At 59.2% G+C, this 21632-nt stretch carries 23 protein-coding genes; 14 read left to right on the top strand and 9 right to left on the bottom strand.

What is annotated here, in order from left to right; all coding sequences use genetic code 11:
• Positions 1–7: 7 nt before the first annotated feature.
• Both DXY03_RS02945 and ftsH read right to left on the bottom strand, forming a co-directional pair.
• The gene (locus DXY03_RS02945) at positions 8–2752 is read right to left on the bottom strand and encodes a UPF0182 family protein (RefSeq protein ID WP_115009035.1); all 2745 of its coding nucleotides are present in this window, start codon (positions 2750–2752) and stop codon (positions 8–10) included.
• Complete coding sequence (gene ftsH / locus DXY03_RS02940) at positions 2749–4548, bottom strand: ATP-dependent zinc metalloprotease FtsH (RefSeq protein ID WP_115009271.1); 1800 nt, start codon at positions 4546–4548, stop codon at positions 2749–2751. Before ftsH ends, DXY03_RS02945 begins: the two co-directional genes overlap by 4 nt.
• Before the next feature lie 87 nt (positions 4549–4635).
• Here ftsH and rpmF point away from each other — a divergent pair, with 87 nt between their 5' ends.
• Positions 4636–4812: a 50S ribosomal protein L32 gene (rpmF, locus tag DXY03_RS02935; RefSeq protein ID WP_006851068.1), complete on the top strand. Its 177-nt coding sequence runs from the start codon at positions 4636–4638 to the stop codon at positions 4810–4812.
• Here the strand turns inward: rpmF and DXY03_RS02930 are convergent.
• From DXY03_RS02930 to DXY03_RS02920, 3 genes are read right to left on the bottom strand one after another with little or no spacing between them, the layout of a single operon-like run.
• Entirely contained in the window at positions 4776–5753 is a 978-nt protein-coding gene (locus tag DXY03_RS02930) for a phosphoribulokinase (RefSeq protein WP_115009034.1), read from the bottom strand. The genes rpmF and DXY03_RS02930 overlap by 37 nt on opposite strands.
• Positions 5743–6054, bottom strand: a complete 312-nt coding sequence (locus DXY03_RS02925) for a DUF565 domain-containing protein (protein ID WP_115009033.1) — start codon at positions 6052–6054, stop codon at positions 5743–5745. Before DXY03_RS02925 ends, DXY03_RS02930 begins: the two co-directional genes overlap by 11 nt.
• Positions 6051–6830, bottom strand: a complete 780-nt coding sequence (locus tag DXY03_RS02920; RefSeq protein WP_115009032.1) for an HAD-IA family hydrolase — start codon at positions 6828–6830, stop codon at positions 6051–6053. Before DXY03_RS02920 ends, DXY03_RS02925 begins: the two co-directional genes overlap by 4 nt.
• 32 nt (positions 6831–6862) lie before the next feature.
• On the opposite strand from DXY03_RS02920, the gene recJ reads away from it, so the two are divergent.
• On the top strand, positions 6863–8761 hold the full coding sequence (gene recJ, locus DXY03_RS02915; protein ID WP_115009031.1) for a single-stranded-DNA-specific exonuclease RecJ: 1899 nt from the start codon (positions 6863–6865) through the stop codon (positions 8759–8761).
• Between the two features lie 10 nt (positions 8762–8771).
• Here the strand turns inward: recJ and psb30 are convergent, their stop codons facing one another.
• On the bottom strand, positions 8772–8879 hold the full coding sequence (gene psb30 / locus DXY03_RS02910; protein WP_025362280.1) for a photosystem II reaction center protein Ycf12/Psb30: 108 nt from the start codon (positions 8877–8879) through the stop codon (positions 8772–8774).
• Between the two features lie 108 nt (positions 8880–8987).
• Here psb30 and DXY03_RS02905 point away from each other — a divergent pair, with 108 nt between their 5' ends.
• From DXY03_RS02905 to fmt, 11 genes are all read left to right on the top strand, one after another.
• Positions 8988–9362, top strand: coding sequence for a YkgJ family cysteine cluster protein (locus tag DXY03_RS02905; RefSeq protein ID WP_115009030.1), 375 nt, complete (start codon positions 8988–8990; stop codon positions 9360–9362).
• The gene (locus DXY03_RS02900; RefSeq protein ID WP_115009029.1) at positions 9352–9684 is read left to right on the top strand and encodes a TMEM165/GDT1 family protein; all 333 of its coding nucleotides are present in this window, start codon (positions 9352–9354) and stop codon (positions 9682–9684) included. Before DXY03_RS02905 ends, DXY03_RS02900 begins: the two co-directional genes overlap by 11 nt.
• A 2-nt stretch (positions 9685–9686) precedes the next feature.
• Complete coding sequence (locus DXY03_RS02895) at positions 9687–10004, top strand: TMEM165/GDT1 family protein (protein ID WP_115009028.1); 318 nt, start codon at positions 9687–9689, stop codon at positions 10002–10004.
• 100 nt (positions 10005–10104) lie between these two features.
• Complete coding sequence (locus DXY03_RS02890; protein WP_115009027.1) at positions 10105–12426, top strand: RNB domain-containing ribonuclease; 2322 nt, start codon at positions 10105–10107, stop codon at positions 12424–12426.
• 3 nt (positions 12427–12429) lie between these two features.
• Positions 12430–13038 (top strand): flavin prenyltransferase UbiX, encoded by a 609-nt coding sequence (locus DXY03_RS02885; RefSeq protein WP_115009026.1) that lies wholly within the window; start codon positions 12430–12432, stop codon positions 13036–13038.
• Positions 13035–13520 (top strand): hypothetical protein, encoded by a 486-nt coding sequence (locus tag DXY03_RS02880; protein ID WP_115009025.1) that lies wholly within the window; start codon positions 13035–13037, stop codon positions 13518–13520. The genes DXY03_RS02885 and DXY03_RS02880 overlap by 4 nt, the downstream gene beginning before the upstream one ends.
• A gap of 45 nt (positions 13521–13565) precedes the next feature.
• Positions 13566–14003: a DUF2996 domain-containing protein gene (locus DXY03_RS02875; RefSeq protein ID WP_115009024.1), complete on the top strand. Its 438-nt coding sequence runs from the start codon at positions 13566–13568 to the stop codon at positions 14001–14003.
• A 66-nt stretch (positions 14004–14069) separates the two neighbouring features.
• Positions 14070–15140, top strand: coding sequence for a magnesium-protoporphyrin IX monomethyl ester (oxidative) cyclase (gene acsF / locus DXY03_RS02870; RefSeq protein ID WP_115009023.1), 1071 nt, complete (start codon positions 14070–14072; stop codon positions 15138–15140).
• A gap of 32 nt (positions 15141–15172) precedes the next feature.
• On the top strand, positions 15173–16582 hold the full coding sequence (locus tag DXY03_RS02865; RefSeq protein ID WP_115009022.1) for a TldD/PmbA family protein: 1410 nt from the start codon (positions 15173–15175) through the stop codon (positions 16580–16582).
• Positions 16582–17952 (top strand): TldD/PmbA family protein, encoded by a 1371-nt coding sequence (locus DXY03_RS02860; protein WP_115009021.1) that lies wholly within the window; start codon positions 16582–16584, stop codon positions 17950–17952. The genes DXY03_RS02865 and DXY03_RS02860 overlap by 1 nt, the downstream gene beginning before the upstream one ends.
• Before the next feature lie 2 nt (positions 17953–17954).
• On the top strand, positions 17955–18971 hold the full coding sequence (gene fmt / locus DXY03_RS02855; RefSeq protein ID WP_115009020.1) for a methionyl-tRNA formyltransferase: 1017 nt from the start codon (positions 17955–17957) through the stop codon (positions 18969–18971).
• A 1-nt stretch (position 18972) separates the two neighbouring features.
• Here the strand turns inward: fmt and DXY03_RS02850 are convergent, their stop codons facing one another.
• From DXY03_RS02850 to DXY03_RS02840, 3 genes are read right to left on the bottom strand one after another with little or no spacing between them, the layout of a single operon-like run.
• Positions 18973–19623, bottom strand: a complete 651-nt coding sequence (locus DXY03_RS02850; RefSeq protein ID WP_115009270.1) for a hypothetical protein — start codon at positions 19621–19623, stop codon at positions 18973–18975.
• Positions 19624–19626: 3 nt separating this feature from the next.
• Positions 19627–19965, bottom strand: a complete 339-nt coding sequence (locus tag DXY03_RS02845) for a DUF6464 family protein (RefSeq protein ID WP_115009019.1) — start codon at positions 19963–19965, stop codon at positions 19627–19629.
• Positions 19955–20692, bottom strand: coding sequence for a DUF475 domain-containing protein (locus tag DXY03_RS02840; RefSeq protein ID WP_115009018.1), 738 nt, complete (start codon positions 20690–20692; stop codon positions 19955–19957). The genes DXY03_RS02845 and DXY03_RS02840 overlap by 11 nt, the downstream gene beginning before the upstream one ends.
• Positions 20693–20730: 38 nt before the next feature.
• Between DXY03_RS02840 and DXY03_RS02835 the strand changes: the two genes are divergently transcribed.
• Complete coding sequence (locus DXY03_RS02835; RefSeq protein ID WP_115009017.1) at positions 20731–21486, top strand: hypothetical protein; 756 nt, start codon at positions 20731–20733, stop codon at positions 21484–21486.
• Positions 21487–21632 lie beyond the last annotated feature (146 nt).

Raw genomic sequence — 21632 nt, 5'->3', positions numbered from 1 at the left:
CTGCCCGTCAAACTGGTGGGGCTTTTTTCATGAGTTGATCCAAAGCAAGATTGAGGTCGCGGTCCATGGCAACCAATCGGCCGTCACTCACAACAATTCTGGCCAGAGAAGGCAGCCCCACCTTCTTGGTGCGCAGATACACCGGTTCCACATAGAGAAGTCCGGAGCCCACGGGAAGCACAAGAAGATTTCCCTGCAGGAGTTCCAGATCCTCCTGATCCCATAGACCAAACTGCTCGCTCACATCTGGATCCTGATGAATTAGAGCCTGAACCTGTTCCGGCCCGGGAATGTATTTGTCTTTGGGAAAGTCGATCAGTTTCAATTCACCGTAGTGATCGCCATCGTTCCGAGCCACCAACCACGCCGTGAGATTTGGCCTTGATAAGGGGGTCAGGGGTTGGAGCAGCAGAAATTCAGAATTGTCGTTGCTTTGAAGCTGAGCCGTGATGTGATACGGAGCAACATCAACTTTGCGGCCGCCGTAGATCTCGCTTGGCACCTGCCAAACATCATCACCGTTGTAGAAAATTCTGGGATTCGAAACGTGGTACCGCTTCAATTGGTTGACCTGGGCATTGAAGAAGTCCTCAGGAACTCTGCGGTGATCAAGAAAAGGCTTTGGCATTGCCTCCATCGGCTCCATCAAGCCTGGAAAAGCCTGAGCCCAGGCCATCACGATTGGATCCTCAGGCTCCGAGATGAAAAACCGAATGCTGCCGTTATAAGCATCAACGATGGCCTTCACTGAGTTTCTTAAATAGCGATCGGGATCATCTGCTGATACCGCTGCGCTGTAGGGCAGGGTTGAACTGTGGGTGTAACCCTCGACAACCCAATACTGATGTTGGCTGTGTTGTTCTGAAGTTGCCTTGGTGGTGTTGGAGCTGTCTTGCTGAGGGTTTGGAATGGAGATCAGGTAGGGCTCACCACGAAAATCAATGAAGGGAGCGATGGCCTTAACCCGACTGCGCACATCACGCCGGATCAAAAGTTTGGAATCAGCATTGATCGTTGTGGTGATCAGCAGTCGAGGGTCACGCAGATAAACAGCCGCTGCGAATCGTTGAAGCCAGGATCCAATCGGTACTCCGCCAGAACCCTGATAGTGCGTCATCACATTGATGTCGCCTTCGGGGTAGTCGAATTCTTCAATCTGCGTTGGAGCGATGGCATAGGGCGAAGGAAGCATCCCGTAATAGATCGCTGCATCACCAACGGGGATGGCCTTCTGCACCTCCGATCGTTCAATACCCAGTCCAGGATTTCCCGCAATGACTGTTTCTGGGCCAAGACCTTTAATGAAATACGAGGGAAGGCCATCACTGCTTCTGTCATTCACAGGGCTGACGGTGAATCCATAGCCGTGGGTGAAGATGAAGTGACGGTTCTGCCAGGTTTTGGATTGACGCGGTAACGCGGATTGATCCAATTCGCGGGCCGAGAGGATCACTTGCTGCGATGAATCGCTGTTTTCATTCAGCGGGTAGCGATCAACAGCTGCATTGGAAAAGCGGTAGTACACCCTCAGTTGCTGCAGTTGCCGGTTGGCTTCCAGCAGAGGGCTGCTGTCCCAGAGACGCACATTTTCGAGCGTGCTAACACCTTGCTCGCGATCAGCGGCGCTGAACCTTGTCGGGTCGACGACCTGACTCTTGATCTGATCCAACTGAAAGCCCCATTGCGTGGCCTCAATGGCGTTGTTCAGATAGCGCTCTTGCAGTGCAAATTCCCTTGGCCGCACCACCAGCCAGCGCGTTAACGGAGTTGCCACCGTTTCCAACACCACAAGAGACACCAAGACCAGTGCGAGGCCCTGACGGAGGCGTCGCCGGCACGGGACAAGAAGTGCACATGCGATCAGCACCAGCAGCAGTGTTGCGAAGCTGCGCAACGGAAGGGTCATGTGGGCCTGGAGCCAGCCCGCCCCTGCCACAAGGCCGTGTTGGGTCCACAGCAGCTGATGCCTCGATAACCACACCTGCCCCGCCGCTCCCAACAGGAGAAGCGCCGAAAGCAACCTGATCAGTTGGATCTGTCGCGAACAGAAGGCTGGACTGGCCCAGTCAGAAATCGATTTTGAGCTCGCCAGCACCCGCCAGAGCTCAAAGGCGAGGGTGAACGCGGCAGCCAAGAGCAGTAGGTCCAGGGCCAGATGTAAGCCGGCAAAACGCCCCAAGCCGAAGCTCAGATCCGCTCCCAGCAAGGGGTCTCTCGTGGATTCATCGGGAATCCATAGCGCCAGCGACCAGATGCCCCACGCCCGGCTGACGACAGCCACCAGCGAACCCGCCATGATCCGTGCCAGCCACAGCCTCAACCGCGGCCAGGCCATCGCAAGCCCTATCGCCCCTGCCTGAACAAGTCCTGCAGCTGAGCTGATGCGGTGCTGGAGCCCCGCAACTGGCTGCCATTCCCCAAGCTGAAACGGATCGTGGATGGCCAACGCCAACAGATCCAGCGTGAGCAAGGCACTGATCAGCACAGCACCACCACTGATCAACAGCGTGAATCCAAAGGACCATCCGGTCAGGCTCATCGCCTTGGATGAACTCGAGCTGTGTTGCCTGAATTGCCTTGACCAGGCCTGGGCTGCCAGCAGCGGCAGCATCGCCACACCCGCAAAGAGAAGCTGCAGAAGCCAGCGCTTGAGGAGAACGTCGCTCCAGGCGAACTGATCGAACCAGAGCCACTCGATCTGCATCCGGGCTGCAACAACAACCAGCGGCAGCAGAAGGAGGAGGCGTCTCATGGGAGGCCAGCGATGTCTCTGAATCGATCACCGTTGATCGTTTCCTCGGCAATCAAAACGTCCACCAGTTGATCCATCAACTCACGGCGGGGCTCAAGCAGGGCGATGGCCTGCGCCAGAGCACTCTTGGCGAGCTGGCGGATTTGAGCGTCAATGGCCTGGCCAGTGGATTCGGCGTATCCCGGCCGTTGGTTGAACCAATCGCGCCCCAGAAAAACCTCCGTACCCGGACCCTCGAGGGCCATCGGTCCGAGGCTGGAAAAGCCAAAGCGCGTCACCATCTCCCGTGCGAGTTGCGCCACCATCTGGAGATCTCCACTGGCTCCCTGGGTGATCTCGAGCGACCCGAAAACCACTTGCTCAGCTGCTCGTCCCCCCAGGGCCACCACCAGATCAGCGAGGCAGGAGGAGCGGGTGATCAACCCGGAATCAAGCACTTCCTCGTCAGGCATGAAGCGGGTGTAACCACCGGCCCTTCCCCGGGGAAGAATCGTGACCTTGTCCACCGCATTGGCCGCTGGAAGAAGACTGGCCACCAGGGCATGACCCACCTCGTGATAGGCGATTAGCCGTTTTTTGGCGCTGTCCTGCAAGGGACGATTGCTCAGCCCCATGGTGATCCGCTCCAAGGCCCCCTCCAGCTGGAACTGACCGATACGGAGCATGTTCTGGCGGGCCGTGAGGATGGCCGCTTCGTTGAGAAGATTGGCGAGGTCAGCCCCGGAAAAACCCGGCGTGCGGCTCGCCCAATCCGATAGCGAGACCGCGTCGTCGAGGGGGCGAGTTCTCGCATGAACGGCGAGAATTGCCTCGCGACCTCGGCGATCGGGAAGGCCCACATCAATGCGCCGGTCGAAGCGTCCTGGACGCAACAGTGCGGCGTCGAGCACGTCGGCACGGTTTGTGGCCGCCAGCAGAATCACACCGGAGTTCTCCTCAAAGCCGTCCATCTCCGTCAGGAGTTGGTTGAGGGTCTGCTCCCGTTCATCGTTGCCGCCACCGATACCAGCACCCCGCTGGCGACCCACAGCGTCGATTTCATCAATGAAAACGATGCAGGGGGACTTTTCCTTGGCTTGGCGGAACAGATCGCGAACCCTGCTCGCACCAACACCCACGAACAGCTCAACAAACTCAGAGGCCGCGATGGAGAAGAACGGCACGCCCGCCTCGCCTGCAATCGCCTTGGCAAGAAGCGTTTTCCCGGTTCCAGGGGGGCCGACCAGCAGCACTCCCCGCGGAATCTTGGCGCCCAGGCGGATGAAGGCCTCGGGCTGCTTGAGAAAGGTGACCACCTCCTCAAGTTCCAGCCGCGCATCGTTGATGCCGGCAACATCCTCAAAACGAAGCTGAAGGTCTTCCTGGGGTTTCAACCGAGGTTGACTACGCCCAAACCCAAGAGCTCTGTTCGCCATTTGAGCTGAACGCTTCAACAGAAACGACAAGCCGACCACCACCAGCAGAACCAACATCAGGGTTCCCGCCAGTTCGCGTCCTGCTTGTTCGCGGCGGATGTCAACAACCGTCAGGGGCGTGCCGGAGCTTTCAGCGGCCCGAAGAATTTGGTTGTCGTTGGCGAAAACAGGAACGGTGACCCGTCGGCCATCGTTGTATTGGACTCTTACCTCCCGACGACCGGGTACAAGATCCAACTGTTTGATCTCTTTCGCATCGATATCTCTCAGCAGGGTCGAGTAACTCACCGTGTCCTGCTTCGTCCAAAAACCCTGTATCGAAGAAGGTTGAGCCTTCTGAGGGGCCGCGGAACCACTGGAGTCGTCCGAACCTGGTGCCACGTCTTCATTGCGCTGCACGGAGCCTAGCGATTTGACGCAAGGGGGTTCCAAACGAGACAATCTCGGTTTGGAAATTAACCAGGCGCAATGGCCGTCCCGAAGAAGAAAACATCCAAGGCCAAGCGCAACCAGCGCAGCGCCACCTGGAAGGCCAAGGCAGCCGTTGCCGCCCAGCGCGCCATGTCCATCGGCAAGTCTGTGCTGAGTGGCCGCGCCCAGGGTTTTGTTTATCCGGTGAGTGAGTCTGAAGACGGCGAATCCTGAGTCGAACTCGGGAGGTGGATCCGCCGCAGAGTTCGATCCGGATCCACCTCCACAACAACATCCGCTCGCATGGTGTGAAAACTGCTCGATGGCAGCGAGCAGAGAATCATGCGGATAAAACGATCCAATTCGGCATTCGACAGCGACGCACAGCGTTCCTCTTCAAGGGTGGCTTCCTGTTGGCGCTTCCATCGCCAAGGAGCGTTGAAGTCGGTCGCTCGCAGTTGCCAGAGTTGATCGAAACACCTCCAGGTGGGTTCGTAGTGGGCGAGCACGGGTTGCAGCTTCAGGCGCCACTCCCACTCCTGCGCCGTTAGGGGGCTCTCGAGATGGGGCTCATCCGCAGTTGCGTCGTCATTTGGGCTGCAGCCCACAAACCAACCCTCAAAAATCAGCAAGTCGGCATCGCAACGGCGCCAACCGCTTCGATCTCCTCGGCCATGGCGTTTGGCTTTGTCGAAGCAGGGCATCAGAACGTTCTCACCCTGTCGCCATGTCTGAAGACACTCCTGCAGGAGCTCCAGGTCATGGCTGCCAGGAAGCGCGCGAGGCACACCCCAGGGGTTGCCCTGCATTGCCGCATCAAGCCGTTCGGCCTCGAAATAAAAGTCATCTAGCGAAACCACCTGGATCGAGAGGTGAAGTGCCCGTGCGGCAGCTTCAATCCACTGCCCCAGGGTGGTTTTCCCGCAACCTGGCAAAGCACTGAATCCGAGCAGTCGGCGTTGTCCCTGCCATTGCTGGCCCAGGTTCAAAAGCGGCAGACCAACAGACCACAGCCAATCCGGTGTCGCGTGAGGATGCCAGTGATCGATGGCGACCCGATGCCACCCAGAGTTGCGCTGCAGTGCAGACCAACTCGGAAGGTCGCCCAACTCGAGATGGTGCAGCAACCGCTGCTGATCCTTGCTGGGGATGACGCGTTGGCCCTCAGGATCCAACTTTGAACGCCTCCAGAACAACGGCGTAAACGAATCCAAGCCGGAGGTTGTCCAGCCAGGGAAGACGACGGCGCCCAAGAACCATCAATTCACAGGCGATGAGGGCATAGAACGCTGTGGACGTCCTGAGTTCAACAGCATCCAGGATGTAGACGGGAAGGTTGCTGCCAATGAAAAATCCGAGCAGCAGCAGCAACAACGAAGCGCTGCGGCGCCACCAGGGGCCAGACCAGGACCGCCGGATCCCAGCGCCCCACGCGTTCTGAAGCCCCGCCAGACGTGTGCGCTGGATTGAGCTCATCGATCCGGCACCGACAGCAGGAACTCCAGATACTTCAGCGTTACTGCCCCCTCATGGCAAGAGGCACCGGAAAGCACGGTTGCTGGCTGTCCAGGGTCCCCCAGGTGATTCAACACCGCAGCAGCCTCGCCTCCGGACTCACGTAGAGCATCGGCATCCCAGGGGGAAGGGGTCAGCAGACAACGCAGACCTGCGGCTCTTGCCGCCGAAAGACCTGCCGCAGAATCTTCGATGGCAAGGCTGGCAGCACTGTTGGCCCCACTGCGTTCGAGAGCGAGTCGGTAGCCGTCCGGTGCTGGCTTTCCCGAAGCAACGTCATCCGATGTGACCACCCCATCGAAGCTGGGGATTTGCTTCTGGATCTGTTCCAGCAGAGCCATCACCGACGCCGATCCGCTGGAGGTGACGATCCACTGCTGCACGCCGGCCCTGTTCAACTCCTGCAAAAGCCTCTTCACTCCGGGACGGAGATGCACATGTCCTTGGCGGACCCGTTCCAGGTAATGGACGCGTTTGCGATCACGCACTTGGTCCAGTTGGTTCTGGCTGAGATGCACCCCACATGTTTCAGCGTGGAGTTTCACCCTGCGCAGCCCGCCAGGAATCGCCAGCAGCCTGTTGTAGAGCGCTTCATCCCAAACAAAGGGAAGATCCAGTTCCTGGAAGGCCATGTTGAAGGACGGTCGATGACCGTCCATTTCCGTGTCGGCCAAGGTGCCATCCACATCCCAGAAGACCGCTGAAAGCCTGTTCACCTTGAGGAGCAGCAACGGCACAATGCTGGGACATCACCGCCTGTTGCGTTCCCTTGCCGGCTGTTCCGCTGCATTGGTCCTGGTCCCTTCCAGCCGTGGTGGAACCATCGCCATTGCAAGGGCTTGATTTGCCGCTGTCGCTGCGCTGTGTGCTGCGGCGCAGGGGATTCAGTTCCACATCCGAGGCCGAGAGCTTTCTCTCCCCTGGTGATCTACCGCCTACACGTGATCATTTCCCCGATCTCGAGCAGGCCTGTACGCGCTTGGTAAAGGCCTGCCGTTCCTGTGAACGCGTCGCCATCTGTGGTGATTACGACGCCGATGGGATGACCAGCACTGCGTTGTTACTGCGGGCGTTGGCCCCGTTGGGTGCTGAGCCGGAACCCGCTATCCCCTCGCGGATGGAGGAGGGATATGGCCTCAATCCCGCCATGGTGCAGCGGCTCTACGACGATGGCGTGCGATTGCTGGTCACCGTTGATAACGGTGTTGCCGCGAGGGAAGCCCTCGAACTGGCCGCAAGTTTGTCGATGCAGGTGATCGTGACCGATCACCACACGATCCCGGCGCAACGACCGCCCATGACAGCGCTCATTCATCCGTCCACCACCCCAGAGGGCTCGCCTTACCGCGGACTCGCCGGTGTGGGGCTGGCCTATGTGCTGGCCCATGCCGTTGCCGATGTTCTGAACAAACCAGAAGCCATCCGCGTGGCCCGGGATCTGTTTTGCATCGGCACGGTGGCCGATATGGCTCCTCTGGTGGGGGCTAACCGCAATTGGTTGCTGGAGGGGCTGAACCATCTGCATCGCTCCGAGTGCAAGGGCGTGCAAGCGCTTCAGCGCCTGGCGGGTCTCGGGGAACGTCCGCTGACGGCAGAAGACATCGGGTTTCAGCTTGCACCGCGCATCAATGCAGTGGGCCGCCTTGGGGAACCGAGGCTTGTGGTGGATCTGCTCACGGCTGAAGATCCCGATTCAGCCATGGCCCTCGCGCGCCGTTGTGATGATTACAACCGCCAGCGACGGGATCTCTGCGACGCGATTGAAGCGGAGGCCGTGGCGCTGGTGGAAGCGGAGTCCAGTGACACTCTCCCCTCATTCCTGCTGTTGGCGCAAAGCCACTGGCACCACGGGGTGATTGGCATTGTTGCTGCACGGCTGATGGAGCGCTACCACCGCCCCACCGCTCTTCTGGCCGGTGATGGAGATGGAAGTCTGCGGGCTTCGGTACGGGGACCCATCGGCTTCGCGGTGGATCGTGCCCTCTCCAATTGCAGTGATCTACTGACCCGCTTTGGAGGCCATCCCGCTGCCGGGGGGTTCACCGTTAAAGCGGAATTCGTGCATGCCCTGCATGAGCGCCTCTGCGCCGAAGCCGATGGCTGGTTGATGACCCAGGCCCAGGGGCGTCCCGTGCAACCTGATGCTCTGCTGCACCTGAAGGATGTGAACTGGGATATGTGGCGCCACCTGCAATCCCTGGCCCCCTTCGGCATTGGTCATCCCAAACCGCAGTTCTGGTCACGGGGGGTGAGCGTTGAGGATCGGCGCGACCTCAAAGGAGGACACCTGGCCCTGACGCTGCGCCAGGGTGAAAGTGAGCGTCGCGCCATCGCCTGGCGATGGGATCCAGCCGCGCCTGTTCCCGCATGTTGTGACGTGGCTTACAGCATTTCGATCAACCGTTGGCAGGGTGAACAGCGGCTGCAGCTGGAGCTCAAGGCCATCCGTGCACATACGGAGTTGGTGTTGATCGACCGCGGGACACGGCAATACACCGCCCAGTTGACGGAAAGTTCAGGTCTGAAGCTCACCAATGGCGAGGGTGAGACGCTTCAGGCGAGCATTCAACAAGAACAATCCCTCACCAGCGACAACGACCTGGCGAGGGATCAGCGGGTGATTCAGTTGATCGAGGAAGCCTGCCTGGGATTGGGGCTACGTCCTTGAAACGAGGCGATCAGAGTGCGCCGCGGCGGTAGAAGAGGATGAAGATGACAGCGGGTCCGGCAATGGTGATCATCGCCAGGGCGGCAAAGTTGGCGATCAGGTGAATGTCAAAGCCCATGGCGATGCAGCGCTGTCCAAAATCGTTACGCCTCCCAGGCTACGGGGCTCTGACCCAGGAGCGACGGATTGGTTCTGATCTCTGTGATGGCTTGTCACAGCTTCAATCATGAGCCGTGAGACGCCGCAATGGTCCTGCATCAAACACTGTGGAGCCTGTTGCCGACTCGCTCCGGAGGAACGGGCTGATGCCCTGGCGGCCTTGAACGACGAGCAACAACGCACATATCTGGCCATGGTTGGCCCTGACGGTTGGTGCATCCACTACGACACGGGCAGTCAGCGCTGCAGGATTTATGAGGAGCGTCCTGATTTTTGTCGTGTCAGTGGTCTGGGCCGTCTTTTTGACGTTCCCGATGATCAGTTCGATGCCTTCACCATCACCTGTTGCCAACAACAGATCCGCAGCACCTATGGCGGCCGCAGTGGCGTGATGCGTAGGTTCAAGCGCGCTCAGACCTCGGGAGGTTCTGTTGACGAGTGAGCAAACAAGCCCTGAGTCGCGCAGCTTTGCTGCCGTGCTGTTCAGCACCTTCACCACAGTGTTTGTGGCTGAACTGGGCGACAAAACCCAGTTGGCAACGCTGTTGCTCTCGGCCCAGTCCGGCTCTCCTGTTCTGGTGTTCATCGGTGCCGCGCTGGCGTTGATTTCATCCAGTCTTGTGGGCGTTCTCGTCGGTCAATGGTTGGCCAAAACCCTTCCGCCTGAGCGTCTTGAACTGATGGCTGGGGTGCTGATGGTGGCGCTCGGCATCTGGCTCGGTCTTCAGGCCGCCAGCTCCCTTTGGCTCAATGCAGCGAGCTGACGATGGATTTTCCCCTTCTGATCTCCACGTTCTTGACCGTGTTCCTGGCCGAACTCGGTGACAAGACCCAACTGGCCACCGTTGCCATCAGCGGTACGTCCAATCGCCCCCTGGCCGTGTTTCTCGGCTCATCATCGGCGTTGGTTCTGGCCAGTTTGCTGGGGGCCTTCGCCGGTGGTTCCGTTGCAACCGTGATTCCCAGCGATCTGCTTCAACTGCTGGCTTCCGTGGGTTTCCTCGTGATCGGTGGCCGCTTGCTGGTTCCTCTCGTCCGTGATGTTGAAGCCAACTCGGACGGGGATCAAACTTCTGAGTCCTAAAGTGATCCTTGAAGGGCTGACTCTGCACGGCCTGCTGAAGAGCGTCGACCACCCCTTCCCTCTCTCCCGGCCCTGATGGTCGGTTTCTGCGCACGCCACGATGAAATTTACGGTTGCCGATCTGCTGGATCAGCTCTCAACGGAGCACTCCTCTGAGCCCGACCAACTGGCCAAGATCCTCAAGCTCAGCAACAAGACGGATAAAGCGGCGCTTGAGCTTGCCGTTTCATCACTGATGAAAATCGGTGTGATCGAAAAGACCAGTGAGGGTGGTCTCACACGGCCCCAGGAGAGTGATCTGATTGATGCTCGCCTGCGTTGCAGCAGCAAAGGCTTCTGCTTCGCCATTCGCGATGACGGCGGCGAGGACATCTACATCCGTGACCATCAGCTGAACCACGCCTGGAATGGCGATCGTGTGCTGGTGCGGGTGACGCGGGAGGGCGGACGCCGCCGCTCTCCTGAAGGAGGTGTGCAATGCATCCTGGAGCGGGCCACGCAATCTCTCCTGGCTCAGGTGGAGCAGCAGAGCGACCAGCTGCTCGCCTCCCCCTTGGACGACAGAGTGCTTGCCGGCATTGAGCTGCCAGCTGAGGATTCCAAGCATCTGCCCGGTGATGAGGTCTCCAGCGTTGTCGAGGTGCACATCGATCGCTATCCCGTGGCTCAGCATCCTGCGGCCGGCCACGTTGTGCGATCTCTCCCGCTCAATGGCGGACCAGCAGCCGACCGGGACCTGCTGCTGACCAAGGTTGGTCTTCAGGACCGTCCAGTGGCACCCAGAAGCTCAGGCAAAACCCCTGCGTCCAAGGGCCGGGTCGATTTCACCGCACAACCGTCGCTGCTTCTCAAAGGATGGAGTCAGGACGATGCACCGGGGTTGCCTGCCGTGCACGTTGAAGCGAGGGACGGCGGTTGCCGCCTCTGGGTCCACGCGCCCAGCGTGGGCGAGCGGATCGGTCTGGGCAACAGCCTCGATGCCTGCCTGCGGGACCGTGGTGAAGCCCTTTGCCTCGGTGAAGTCTGGCAACCTCTGCTGACTCCGGCCCTCCACAAGGCCACCAGCTTCTCGGCCGGATCCGAGGCTGATGCCATCAGCGTTCGGCTCGACGTCTCTGCCAACGGTGAGGTGAGCGACTGGGAGTTCATGCTCAGCTCGGTGCGCCCCGTCGCCGAGGTGAGCGCCGATCAGTTGATCGCCCTGGCGGAACGCAAACCCAAGGCGCGCAGCGTTCCGACCGCTCTCAAGCCGATTAAAGACCAGCTCGGTCAGTTGGAGACCCTCCGCTTCTGCAGCACGCTGTTGTTGGAGCAGGAGCGTGCCAAAGGGGATGTGCAACTCGATCTCTGCCCTCCGCAGCTGGAGGCCCTTGGTGACCTGTGCAGCGCAGATCCCTCCGGGTTGCGGCATCGCTGGGTTGATGCGTTCAACCCGGTCGACCCCCATGCGTTCCTTCAGCCTCTGTTGAGGGCCGCCGACCGTGCATGGACAGCACAACGTCTCGAGCTCCAATTGCCGGGCATCACCATCGAGGCGGATGAACCCGATGGCAGCGTGCTTACCGATGTGGCGAAAACAGCCATTGCCCTGGATCTTCCCCTTGAACTGGATGACGACGGCTGTCCATCAGCTTCGGAGCTGGTTCAGGTGTTCAAAGACAGCAGTCAGCGCCGGGTGCTGGAACAACAACTCAGTCACGCCCTGCCACCTCTCACCCTCGTGGCATCCACAGAGGCCCCCACTGCGGCAGCAGATTCCGATGGGGACGAGGTTGCTGCGTCAAGCCGGAACAGCTCACTGACCCCATGGACCTGTGCCACCCAGCACTACGCCCACTTGGTGAATCAACAGGTGATCGTTGCGCTGCTGACCGATGCCAAGGATCGTCCAACCGTCCGTCATAAGACCCGTCTGAAGCTTGGCCTCAAGGGTGCCGGTGCTGATCTCACGTGGCCCCTGTTCACCGCATCCCAAGACGAGAAGTTGAACGGATTGGTGAACGAGCGCACCGTGCAGCGGCTCAACACGCGACGGCGTCAGGTGTTGGAACTGGAAAAGGATCTGCTTTCGATGATCCAGGCCCGTTCAGCCCAACCCCTGATCGGCGAACAGGTGGAAGGGCGGATCAGTGGTGTGCAGAGCTATGGCTTTTTCGTGGAAGTTGGTGAAAGTCGCGTTGAAGGGCTGGTGCATGTGAGCTCCCTCAACGATGACTGGTACGAATACAGATCACGCCAGAATCGCTTGGTCGGGCGCAAGAACCGTCAGACCTATCAACTTGGCGACGCCGTACAGGTGCGCGTGATCAATGTGGATGTTCTGCGCAACCAGATCGACCTTGAGGTCATCAGCCAGGGTTCCAATGGCTCCACGGAACCTGAATCCTCAGCGCCGCTGCCCGTTGCCCTCAGCGAGCGCTGAGTGATGCATCCCTACGTTCTGGCAGTCACCGGTGCATCCGCTCAACCCCTGGCCGAGCGTGCCCTACAGCTGCTGCTGCAGCGCGGGCGCTCGGTGCATCTTGTGCTCAGCCATGGTGCCCATGAGGTGTTTCGTGCGGAACAGGGCCTGACGATCCCTGTTGATCCTCTGAAACAACGTGCGTTCTGGCGAGAGAGGCTGTCGGTTGAGAGTGGCGAGCTCACCTGTCATCGCTGGAATGATCAGGCTGCCTGCATTGCCAGTGGCAGCTACAGAACTCGGGCGATGGTCATCGTTCCCTGCAGCATGGGAACCGTCGGGCGGATCCATTCCGGTATCGCCGCAGATCTGATCGAACGTTGTGCGGATGTGCATCTCAAGGAGCGTCGGCCCCTGGTGATTGCTCCCCGGGAGATGCCTTTCAACCTGATTCACCTCCGCAACCTCACCGGCCTCGCTGAAGCTGGAGCCACCATTGCCGCTCCCATTCCGGCCTGGTATACCCGGCCCGATTCCTTGGAGGAGATGGTGGACTTTCTGGTGGTGCGCCTGTTCGACGGCCTGGAGGAGGACCTTGCACCCCTGAAGCGCTGGCAGGGCCCCCTGGAATGAGCATGTTTCAGCGGTTGCTGCTGATTCCCTGCCTGGCGCCACTGCTGGCGTTGCTGGTTCTTTCGGCCACCAATGTCGGAGAGAAGACCCGGATCCGTCTGCTGGTTTGGACAACACCTCCGCTCCCCGTTGGGGCGTGGACAGCGCTAGCTGGCGTTGGTGGTGCGGCCGGAGCCGCTGTCGCAGCGGTTTTGGTCTCCCCAGTGGAGCGTCCTCTGAGTCGCCAGAGGCGTTCCCCTGTTCAGCCGGAGTTTGAGGAGAGGGGCTACACCGACTACGAACCGACACCCAGATCCAGCACAAACCCAGGCCCCGAAAGAGATGTGAGAGAACCGGCTCCAACGGTGTCTGTGGCCTACCGCGTGATTCAACGCCCTTCGTCAGTCCCCCCGCAGTCAGACGCTTCATCAAGCACTTCAGCCATGGGCTCTCCTTCTCAGGAGTTCAGTGATTGGGGAGATGATCCGGAGGCGAACTGGTAAGCAGCGCACCAAGCTGCTTACAGTTGCGCCAGCAATGCTGGATCGGTGAGCGAAACCCCAGTCGAGAAGCAGTCTTCAGGTCAAGAGGCCCCTGCCAAAGCGGCGCCGAAAGCGAAGCCGCCCAAGCCGGAGGACAAGCCCTTCCCTGAATTCATCGACACACTGTTTTTGCCGGCCGTCGCCAAACAGTTTGCCGAACATGACATCACCGCTGATCGGCTCGAGCGCGTGGATGGGCAGCGTCCCGTTGTCGGTGGTGAATGTCCAATGGTGGTTGGTGAGCTTCCAGGGGGCCGCCGCTTCTGGGTCTGCTTCTCCAAGGCCGACATCAACAGCGCCAAAGTGATTGCCCTGGCTGATGCCGGCAGCGAGCCAACGCTGCTGGAGAGCTTTCTGATCGATGAGAAGCGGATGTCTTTGCCCCTGCTCGTTTCCCGTCTCTTGCAACGGCTCAACGGCCAAAAGTGGCTGGGAGGTAACTAACCGCCCGGCTCGGCCTCGGGGGTTGGGCTGACACGCCTACATTGGCAAGATCGTGAACCGCATCTGATGGTCCCTCCCACCGCCGTGGCCGAAGGCAGCGCTGTAGCCATCAAGGATCCTGTCAAGGACACAATCCTGACCCCTCGCTTCTACACCACCGATTTCGAAGCGATGGCGGCAATGGACCTTCAGCCCAATGAGGCTGAACTTGAAGCTATCTGTGAAGAGTTCAGGAAGGATTACAACCGCCACCACTTCGTTCGTAACGAGGAGTTCGAGGGTGCTGCGGACAAGCTGGATCCTGAAACCCGCAAGGTGTTTATCGAATTCCTTGAGCAGAGCTGCACATCGGAATTTTCAGGATTCCTGCTCTACAAGGAACTCAGCCGCCGCATTAAGGCGAAGAACCCTCTTCTGGCCGAGTGCTTTGCTCACATGGCTCGGGATGAAGCTCGCCACGCCGGCTTCCTCAACAAGTCGATGAGTGATTTCGGCATGCAGCTTGATCTCGGGTTCCTGACCGCGAACAAGGACTACACGTTCTTCAAGCCGAAATTCATCTTCTACGCCACCTACCTGTCTGAAAAGATCGGCTACTGGCGTTACATCGCCATTTACCGCCACCTCGAAAAGAACCCCGACAGCAAGATCTTCCCGATCTTCAACTTCTTTGAGAACTGGTGTCAGGACGAAAACCGACATGGTGATTTCTTTGATGCCCTGATGAAGGCCCAACCAGACACGGTTCGTGGCCCCATCGCCAAACTCTGGTGCCGCTTCTTCCTGCTTGCGGTGTTCGCCACCATGTACGTGCGCGACGTGGCCCGCAAGGAGTTCTACGAGGCTCTCGGATTGGATGCTCGCACCTACGACAAGATGGTGATCGAGAAGACCAACGAAACGTCTGCGCGCGTTTTCCCCGTTGTTCTTGATGTGAACAACGACAAGTTCTGGACACGCCTCGAACGGCTGGTGGCCAATAACGCCGCATTGGACAAGGCTGATGCCAGCGATGCCATCGCTCCTCTGAAAGTGCTTCGCAAGCTGCCCTTCTGGATCGGAAACGGTGCCGAGATGGCCAAGCTGTTCCTTATGCCAGCGATCGACAGCGATCGTTTCCAGCCAGCTGTGCGCTGAGGGGACTCCCCCGGCCCAATCGAGGAGATTTCTTGACCAACGCCTTTTCGAATCAGTGGCAAGGACTCTTGGAGTCCTTGCTGCACCGTGGTAGCTCAGCAGGAGCCGACCTGGTGGAGGTGTTTCTTGAGCGCACCGACCACATCGGTTTGCTTGCCGAACAGGATCGGATCACCAGTGTGAACCCGTCGTTCGCCCGTGGAGCTGGCCTCAGGGTGTTCCGTGATGGCCGTGATGGCTTCGTCAGCACCAATGATCTCAGCGAAGCTGGCCTCCAGCGCGCCCTCGATCAGGCCCTCGCCATGCTCGGTCTTGAGGCGCAACAGTTCACGTCCCCTTCAGCTTTTGAAGGGTTGAAGAAGCTGACCGACCACGGCTTGAACAAAGCCGACTGGCTGGAACGCTGCCCATCCCTGGATCAGGCCAGCCAGTGCCTGCTCGAAGGCACAGACCATCTCAATCGTCTTGGTCAGCACCTGCAGGTGCGCCGTGGCAGTTACGCCCGCGACTGGCAGGAAGTACTGGTGGCTGCAACCGATGGCACTTTTGCCCGCGACATCCGCCTGCATCAGTCGACCGGTCTCTCCGTTCTTGCCGCCGACGGCGATCACCGATCCAGCATTGGCCGCCGCTATGGCAGTTCTGATCGTCCAGACGATCTTCGGGACTGGGATTCCGAAGCCAGTGCAGCTGAAGTGTGCAACAGCGCTGGAACGATGTTGCGGGCCGACTACGTGGATGCCGGACAGATGCCGGCTGTTCTCGCCAACCGGTTCGGTGGCGTGATTTTCCACGAGGCCTGCGGCCACCTGCTCGAAACAACCCAGATTGAACGGGGCACCACGCCCTTCGCAGACCGGGTTGGTGAACTGATCGCTCACCCTGCAGTCACTGCCATCGATGAAGGGCTGAGTGGTGGATCCTTCGGTTCCATCTCGATGGATGACGAGGGAATGGAACCTGAGCGCACCGTGCTGATCAAAGACGGGGTGCTCCAACGCTTCATCAGTGACCGGGCCGGTGAACTGCGCACGGGCCACAAACGCACCGGAAGCGGCCGGCGTCAGAGCCATGCCTTTGCAGCTGCGAGCCGGATGCGAAACACCTTCATCGACGCCGGTCCGCATACCCCTGAGCAGTTGATTGAATCCGTCGATCAAGGCCTGTACTGCAAGGCCATGGGTGGAGGAAGCGTCGGCCCGACAGGTCAGTTCAATTTCTCCGTTGAAGAGGGGTATCTAATTGAGAACGGCAAACTCACCAAACCGGTGAAAGGGGCGACGTTGATCGGTGATGCCAAGGAGGTGATGCCACGCATTTCCATGTGCGCCAACGATCTGGAACTGGCTGCCGGGTTCTGCGGATCCGTGAGTGGAAGTGTGTTCGTCACCGTGGGCCAACCCCACATCAAAGTTGATTCGATCACGGTGGGGGGCCGTTGATGATGAGCAGCAACAACAGCCTTAACGCCACGGATCTCAGGGATCGCCTTCAGACCCTCGCCTCGCGTGAAGGCATTCGTCGTTGGGATCTTGGTGCCGCCTGCAATGACGATTGCTCCGTTCAGGTGGATCGTGGTGAAGCCAAACAACTCAAGGCTTCGCAGCGGAGCTCCATCACCGTCCGGGTTTGGAACAGCGATGGCCTGGTAGGCATCACCAGCACCACCGACCTCTCCGATAGCGGCTTGGAACAAGCCCTGGTGGGAGCCCATACGGCCAGCCGTTTTGGCAATCCCGAGGACATCCCTGAGTTCTCCCCCCTCGCCACAGCTCCACTCCCCGAGCTCGATCGCCCGCTTCAACCACGCCAAGGAATCCTCCCCCTGCTGGACACCCTTCGGGATGCGGAAGCCGATCTGTTGGGTCGTCACCCTGCGATCCAGACCGTCCCCTACAACGGACTGGCGGAATCCCTGTCCCAGAGCCTCTATCTCAACAGTGAGGGAGCACTGCGCCAGATGGAGCGCACCCAAGCCAGCCTGTATCTCTACGCGAGGGCGGAAGAAACAGGTCGTAAGCCCCGCAGTGGAGGAGCTATTCGTTTGGGTCTTGGCAGCATCGAACTGGATGTTCAAGGCTGCATCAGCGAGGCTGTTGATCGCACCGTCAGCCATCTGAATTATCGACCGATCGAAACCGGGAGCTACCGCGTTTGCTTCACACCCGAGGCCTTTCTCTCACTGCTTGGTGCCTTCAGCAGCATGTTCAATGCGCGTTCAGTGCTCGATGGGGTGAGCTTGAGCCAGCGGGATTCGATTGGATCCGATGTGGCGGTTCCCTTCTTCAACCTCCACGATGACGGCCTCCACCCCGGACACATCAGTGCGGCAGCCTTCGATGGCGAGGGAACACCAACCCGGCGTCTCTCTTTGATTGAGGGCGGAACCCTGCGGAATTTCCTTCACTCGGAAGCCACGGCCAGAGCCTTCGGTGTTCAACCCACCGGCCACGCTGGACTTGGAGCCAAGGTTTCGGTGGGTCCAGACTGGTTCGTGGTTGGTTCCAACCCGCAGGTGAGCAGCGGTGACAGCCTCAACCACCGCACCGAGTCAGGCCCCTTCGTGCTGATTGAGGATCTGTCAGCGCTTCACGCCGGTGTGAAAGCCACCCAGGGATCCTTCTCCTTGCCCTTCGATGGATGGTTGGTGAACAACGGCGAACGGGTTTCCGTTGAAGCAGCAACGGTTGCCGGTGACATCCGCTCTGTTCTCAACGGCATTGCTCATCTGGAAGCTGATTCTGAAATCACCCACCGAGGCGTTTCCCCTCATGTTTGGGTGGATGGACTCTCCATCACCGGCGAAGCCTGACGTTGAAGATTCTGTTCTGGGGGACACCGGTCTATGCGGTGCCAACCCTTAATGCACTGCATGATGCGGGCCACACCATCGTTGGGGTCGTCACGCAGCCAGATCGTCGGCGGGGTCGAGGCAAACAGCTGGTTCCATCACCGGTGAAGGCGAGGGCGGAACAACTCGGTCTTCCTGTGTTCACCCCTGAACGGATCCGACGGGACGACGATTGCAAAGCCAAGCTCGCTGCACTCGGTGCTGATGCCTCTGTGGTCGTAGCCTTCGGACAAATCCTTCCCAAGGATGTGTTGGAGCAGCCTCCTCTGGGCTGCTGGAACGGCCACGGATCACTGCTACCGCGTTGGCGCGGTGCAGGGCCCATCCAGTGGTCCCTGCTCGAAGGGGATCAGGAAACGGGTGTGGGGATCATGGCCATGGAAGAAGGGCTCGATACTGGTCCGGTTCTGCTCGAGCAACGCACCCCGATCCAGCTGCTGGAACCTTCCGTCGCCTTGGCTGAACGGCTCAGTGCTCTCACTGCAGAGCTGATGGTTCAGGCGATGCCGCTGATTGAAGCGTCGGGACCGGGTCCAGTAGACGAGAGATTGGCAAGGCTCAACGTGCGGGTTCAGGCCGAGGGGTCGACCTATGCCCGCATGCTGGAGAAGCAGGATTTCCAATTGGATTGGTCTGCCCCTGCTCTCAGCATTCATCGCAAGGTGATGGGGCTTCATCCCGGAGCGTTCACCCAGTGGCAGGGCAAACGCCTGAAGGTGTTGCGCACGGAGCCGTTGATCGAGCGCCTGCAGGATCAACTCAGTCCTGAGGGACGCAACCTCGTGGGCCAATGGCCCACCGGCGGGCATCCCCCAGGGACGATCCTTGCAGTGATTGAAGATCTGGGGCTTGTGGTGAGCAGTTCAGGCTGTCCCCTTCTGATCCGGGAGGCACAGCTGGAAGGGAAAGCACGCAGCACAGCCCCAGTACTGTTGCAGCAACTCAACGCCACTCCCGGAGATCGATTGGGCGAAGGTTGATTCAGGATTCCGTATACAACATCCGCGCTTGAGTCCAGACCCGATCGAGATCCTGCTCGGAGAGCTGAAGAGCATCCGGGAACATCGTCGAGAGCCATTGTTGGCGCTTCAACAGGGTGTCAGCTTCAAAAAATGTTTGCTGCGAGGCCAGAACTCTGAATTTGAGAAATTCCAGCAACCTTGCGCGCAGGCGAACCGTATCGATGAGTTTGATCCGTTGGCCTTGATCACAGAGATGAATGGTGCCGCCTGTTTCCACTCCGCATAATCGCGGTGCAAGCAATTCCAACGTTGTCGGCGGTTGCCAATGGCGCAACTTTGTCTCGGGGTGGGGGTAATAAATCCAGCCGTGCACAACCTCACTTTGGGGCGTCTTGATCTGAACACTCCAGAACGAGAACGTTTCGGGGGGGTGGAGGTCGGTCCATCGCACCTTTTCAAACAGGTGATCTGGATTTGAAAGTGAAACCTCGAGGGGGGCAAAGTCGAGATTCAGCGTGCCGAAGTAACAGCCCGAAAGGTCCAGCCCTAAGGACTGGAACACGGGGAATTGCATTCGAATCGTGCCATCCGGATACGGTGAATCGTTGCTTGTTCCGGAGGCGACGCCATGGCCAGCACAGAGTCGCCCAGTGAGCCAGTCCGGTTTCATCAATCAGCGAAGTTCACGGTGGCTGCAGTTCTCGCAGGGGCCTTCCGGCCACACAGCACAGCGGAGCAAAGGACTACGGGCATTGAAACGGCATTTGGGATCACCGATCACCCAGCCATGTCTCCAGGGTGTTGCATCGGCGGGACGCGTCTGGGGTTTCACCAACAGGGCCACTGAGGCCATCACATAGCGACCGTTGCGAAGGGCGTAACGGTGAAGACGTTGCATCACGAGGAAGGATTGCTGTTCCACAACAAGCCATCGCCCCGGTTGTGGCGGATCCTCAAGATCAACGCGATGGAGCAAACGGTCTCCACTGATATGGCGAAGTTCAACAAGCATGGCCTTCGTCCTGATCGAGTTCCTTGCTGCGGATCGACATTCCCCAGGAAAACAGCAACAGCACCACCACCAAGGTGAGCCAATCGGGTTGATTCAGACTGGGCACGACAACATGAACAATCAAGCGCAGCGCCACGAAAGCAACGGCGAGAAACCCAGCCGTCTCAAGCCGTGGATACAGATCAAGCCAGCGGATAAACAGGGCGGATGTAAAGCGCAGTGCCACGATGCCGATGAAGGCACCTGTGCTGATCAACACAATCTGATCACTGATGGCCACGGCTGCGGCGACGCTATCGATGGAGAAGGCCAGATCTGTGAATGCCAGCAGCAAAACCGTGTTCAGAAACGGGCGAGACAGACCGTTGGATTCATGTCCTTCGCTGGACTCGGCATCATCTCCTGATCGGTTGTTGAAGTGATCAACCACCAGCCAAACCAGATAGGCCGCAGCGAGGAGTTGCACCCAGGCGTTTTGCAACACCCACTGGGCCACAACGATCAAGGCGATCCGCAAGACCAGTGCAATGCCAATGCCCAGGTTGAGGGCAAGGCCTTCCCGCTCCGGTTGGCGGCTGCTGCGGGCGATGGCCGCGAGGGCCACGGCATTGTCAGCCGACAGGATCAGCTCCAGAAGTACAAGAACAGGCAGCAGGGCCAAAACCTCACCCCATTGATCGGCACCTTCGAAGAAATCCGACAGTGAGGGAAGCGAAGTGATGTCCATCGCGGCAGCCTAGAAAGTGCAAGCGCTGTTCCATTGCGATGCAGATCCGGGCCGAGCTGTGTCACGTCGACACCTTGAGATGCATCGTGCGGGTCGAGGCCTGGCTCGACGGTTCTCTGCAGGGCAGCTCCCTCGGTGAAGCCGCCACTGCTGAAGAGGCTGAGGAGAGAGCGTTGCGACGCCTGAACTCCAGGCTGGGGTCCACTGAGGGGCCACAACAGCCCGTGAATTCAGCTCGCCCTGAAGCCCCCCAGGTGGATGAGCCAAATCCGAAGCAGGTACCCGTGGAGCGGCCGAGAAAAATTGAGCAGACCCAGCCCTCGTCTGCTCCACTGCCCCCTGCCACCCATCAGGTCCCCGTCACCCCTGCTGACAACGCCCCCTCTGAAACACCAACGGATCCTGACGACTGGAGTGATGAGCTGACCGCCATTGATATGGAAATCAGACGCATTGGTTGGTCTCGAGAGCAGGAGCAGGAGTATTTGACACGGGCCTTCGGTCTCGGCAGCCGCCACAAGCTCACGCGCTATGCCGATCTGGTGGCCTATCTGCGTCAGTTGAAGTTGATCCAAGCCAACGACGACTCGTCCACGGCACCAGCACCCATCCGTCGTGGTGATCTGCTTCAACAAGGAGACGCAATGTTGAAGCAGCTGGGCTGGAGCTCCGATCAAGCCAGGACCTTTCTCCAACAACAACTGGGGGCGACCAGTCGTCAACAACTCAGTGATGAACAGCTTCTGCAGTTCAACATGCTGCTGGAAGAGCAGACGCTCAGCCAGGCCAAATAAGAATCAATACTCAGGAAGGGTCGAAGCTAGTGGCCTACAACGGTTTTGCGGCAGGGACTTATACGGCGTCCATGCCGATTGCAGCAGGGTGAATCGTCTACACACTCTGCGCAGCCAGGTCGTTCCCTCCGCTTCTTTCCTGAAGG

The sequence above is a fragment of the Synechococcus sp. N5 genome, from assembly GCF_900473925.1.
In the GTDB taxonomy this organism is placed as follows: domain Bacteria; phylum Cyanobacteriota; class Cyanobacteriia; order PCC-6307; family Cyanobiaceae; genus Parasynechococcus.
Note: the sequence above shows the minus strand (reverse complement) of the source record. Positions and strands in the feature narration are given on the sequence as shown.